Origin of the sequence: uncultured Mycobacterium sp. (assembly GCF_964249325.1) — a bacterium.
GTDB lineage: Bacteria > Actinomycetota > Actinomycetes > Mycobacteriales > Mycobacteriaceae > Mycobacterium.
In genome coordinates this window covers 1-3,114 of sequence record NZ_CAXUCH010000104.1, presented here as the reverse complement: position 1 = coordinate 3,114, position 3,114 = coordinate 1, and the positions used below count along the sequence as shown (strand labels likewise).

At 66.6% G+C, this 3,114-nt stretch carries 4 protein-coding genes and 1 pseudogene (1 of these 5 only partly in view); 2 read left to right on the top strand and 3 right to left on the bottom strand.

Annotated features, from left to right (window positions below):
• The 3 genes and pseudogenes from ACFE99_RS14225 to nth form a co-directional block, all read right to left on the bottom strand.
• Positions 1-211, bottom strand: a pseudogene (locus ACFE99_RS14225) (NUDIX hydrolase); it reaches 523 nt to the left of the window's first position.
• Positions 212-229: 18 nt separating this feature from the next.
• Positions 230-874: a TlpA family protein disulfide reductase gene (locus ACFE99_RS14220; RefSeq protein WP_375486296.1), complete on the bottom strand. Its 645-nt coding sequence runs from the start codon at positions 872-874 to the stop codon at positions 230-232.
• A 9-nt stretch (positions 875-883) separates the two neighbouring features.
• Complete coding sequence (gene nth, locus ACFE99_RS14215) at positions 884-1,636, bottom strand: endonuclease III (RefSeq protein ID WP_375486318.1); 753 nt, start codon at positions 1,634-1,636, stop codon at positions 884-886.
• A gap of 141 nt (positions 1,637-1,777) precedes the next feature.
• Here nth and ACFE99_RS14210 point away from each other — a divergent pair, with 141 nt between their 5' ends.
• Complete coding sequence (locus tag ACFE99_RS14210) at positions 1,778-2,122, top strand: hypothetical protein (protein WP_375486316.1); 345 nt, start codon at positions 1,778-1,780, stop codon at positions 2,120-2,122.
• A 165-nt stretch (positions 2,123-2,287) separates the two neighbouring features.
• On the top strand, positions 2,288-2,962 hold the full coding sequence (gene crp / locus ACFE99_RS14205) for a cAMP-activated global transcriptional regulator CRP (protein ID WP_083090133.1): 675 nt from the start codon (positions 2,288-2,290) through the stop codon (positions 2,960-2,962).
• Positions 2,963-3,114 lie beyond the last annotated feature (152 nt).

Here is a 3,114-nt window from a genome sequence, read left to right as displayed (position 1 = left end):
GTCCGGACTCCGGCCCGGAGAACAGCACCAGCACCGCCGCGTCACGGCCGTCGCCGCGCAGCTTCGCCGTCGCCTTGGCGGCAGTCACCATCGCGAGCACGTCGGCCGGCAGCCGACGCCGAGCCGCGGCGGGAACGTGACCGATGTTCTCGACTAGCGGGCGCAGCCAGGCCGGGCCGACGTCAGGCGTCAGCGAAACCGCTGCGCTCACCGGCGCCTCCCTCTGTGTCTAATGGCCGACTGCCGCTGCGATCTCGTCTGCACTGGAGAAAGCTCGCGGCAGCGTCTGCGCAACGCTACCGTCCGGGCGCAATACCACCGTCGCGGGCATCACGTTCGGCACTCGTAGCGCCGCAGCGGCCCGGCGGCGGCCGTCCTGGAAAGTCGGCAGCCGCACACCCAGCTCGGCCAACCGCAGCAACGCGGCCGTCTCGTTCTCGTCCTGATGCACCGTCACCACCGTTACAGCCGACCCGACGCGGCGTTGGTACTCGGCCATCGCGGGTAATTCGGTGGTGCACGGACCGCACCAGTACGCCCACAGGTTCAGCACGACCCGGCGCCCGTTCAGCGCTCGCGCGGCATCGACGGTGGAGCCGTCCGCCGCGCATTCCACCACCACCCCGTGCAACGCGACCGGCCCGGGATCGCCGGTGCCGGTAGGGCAGGGCGGCAGAGCGGCGCGCCGCCGAGGCCCGGCCAGCGCTGCGGGGGTGTCGGCGTCACGGTGTTCGCGCCCGGCGCTTGGCGGTCCCGACGGGGAAGCCGGTGAGGAGTTGTGCCGTAATTCGACCACCAGCGCTGCGATCAGCGCTGCCACCACTACCAGGATCGCGATGGTCCAGCGGGTGCTCCGGTCGGCAAGCGTGCTCATCTGCCGGGTCTACAGGCCGGCGAGCGCCAAGAGATGCTCTTTTTCGGGGCCTTGCACCAGCGCGGCCGCCACCGGCGGCTCGGTGGGGCCGGTCCCATACGATGGACAGTCCTTGGCCAGCACGCACACTCCGCACGCCGGTTTGCGGGCGTGGCACACCCGGCGGCCGTGAAAGATCACCCGGTGACTCAGGTCGGTCCACTCGCTGCGTTCGATGAGCGCGCCGACGGCGTGCTCCACCTTGACCGGGTCTGTCTCCGGGGTCCAGCGCCACCGGCGCACCAGCCGCAGGAAGTGGGTGTCGACCGTGATCCCAGGGACGCCGAACGCGTTGCCCAGGATCACGTTGGCGGTTTTGCGACCGATGCCCGGCAGCGATACCAGCTCCTCCATTGTGGCCGGAACCTCGCCGTCGAACCGCTCGACCAGCTCTTGTCCGAGGCGGATCAGCGAGGACGCCTTGTTGCGGTAGAAACCAGTGGGGCGAATGAGGTTTTCTAATTCTTCGCGATCTGCCTGCGCGTAATCCAGCGCGGTTCGGTATTTGGCGAACAGCGCCGGCGTCGTCAGGTTCACCCGCTTGTCGGTGCTCTGCGCGGACAAGATCGTGGCCACCGTCAGCTCAAGCGGTGTGGTGAAATCCAATTCGCAGTACACGTGCGGAAATGCTTCTGCCAGTTTGCGATTCATCCGGCGAGCCCGCCGCACCAACGCGGTGCGGCTCTCCGAGGTCCAGCGCCGGTCGGAGGCGCCGTCCGGCATGGCGGCTGCTGGCGCGGAGCGCCGAGAAGTCTTACCCGCAGTCACCTTCGACAGAGTACTGATTTGTAATCTCGCTGAGATATTCGCCGTGTTTACTTGCACCTTGTGTCGTGGTTGCTCGTGGCCTTCGTCCCGGCGTTGATGATGCTGGCGACGTTCGGGCTGGGCCGGCTCGAAGCGCGCTTGGCCAACGACAGCGTGACCGCGAAGGATGTCGCCGAATTTCTCGAGCAGGCCGAGGCCGACGACGTGAGCACTTTGGCCCGAGAGGGCATGCCGGAGGCTTTGAACCACATGCACCGTCGCCGCGGCGATCGCATCACCGACCCGCCGGTTGCATCAGTCAGCCGAAACAAGCACTACGCCGATCCCTTCTACCGGGCAGCGTTCGCCATCGCTGAGGAACCGGGCCTGCCCACGCGCCGGCATCGGCATTCGCGAGCGAATCCGCAATTTAGCCCGACTCGGCATGCCAATCCTGTGTAGCGTTGGCACGTCGAACAAATGGCCTACCTTTAGACTCAACTGATTAACCGGTTAGGGGTTGGCCAGCCTGGCGACAATGCGGGCCGTTAGCGGCGCGAGGCGAAGCCGGGTATTCGATCTGTGCCAAAGAACGCCAATGACATTGAAAAGAGCTTAAGGGGCAACGTGGACGAGATCCTGGCGAGGGCCGGAATCTTCCAGGGGGTCGAACCCAGCGCCGTCGCCGCGCTGACTAAACAACTGCAGCCCGTCGACTTCCCCCGCGGACACACGATTTTCGCGGAAGGGGAGCCCGGCGATCGGCTCTACATCATTATTTCCGGAAAGGTGAAAATCGGCCGGCGCTCACCGGACGGCCGGGAGAATCTGCTGACGATCATGGGCCCGTCGGACATGTTCGGCGAATTGTCGATCTTCGACCCTGGGCCGCGGACTTCCAGCGCGACCACCATTACCGAGGTGCGGGCGGTGTCGATGGACCGCGACGCGCTGCGGTCCTGGATTGCCGATCGTCCCGAGATCGCCGAGCAGCTGCTGCGGGTGCTGGCCCGACGGCTGCGCCGCACCAACAACAACCTGGCCGACCTCATCTTCACCGACGTGCCGGGCCGCGTCGCCAAGCAACTGCTGCAGCTGGCCCAGCGGTTCGGCACCCAAGAGGGCGGGGCGATGCGGGTCACCCACGACCTAACGCAGGAGGAGATCGCCCAGCTGGTGGGCGCTTCACGCGAGACAGTGAACAAGGCGCTGGCAGATTTCGCTCACCGGGGCTGGATTCGCCTGGAGGGCAAGAGCGTGCTGATTTCCGACTCGGAACGGCTGGCTCGCCGAGCGAGGTAAGCGCGCGCGTGGCGCGGGCGCAACCGAGCGAGCATCCAGCTCCAGCGCGAGGTAAGCGCGCGGCGTCGCGAGACAGAACCTACGGCTGCGATCTCGCCGTTGGATTCAAGCGGTGGCTGCAGCGAATGTGGACGGGTCTGACAGTAGTCGGT

What these genes read in the sequence shown, in the direction of transcription:
- ACFE99_RS14220 (WP_375486296.1), bottom strand. Translation starts at nt 874, where the DNA reads ATGAGCACGCTTGCCGACCGGAGCACCCGCTGGACCATCGCGATCCTG.
- nth (WP_375486318.1), bottom strand. Translation starts at nt 1,636, where the DNA reads ATGCCGGACGGCGCCTCCGACCGGCGCTGGACCTCGGAGAGCCGCACC.
- ACFE99_RS14210 (WP_375486316.1), top strand. Translation starts at nt 1,778, where the DNA reads ATGATGCTGGCGACGTTCGGGCTGGGCCGGCTCGAAGCGCGCTTGGCC.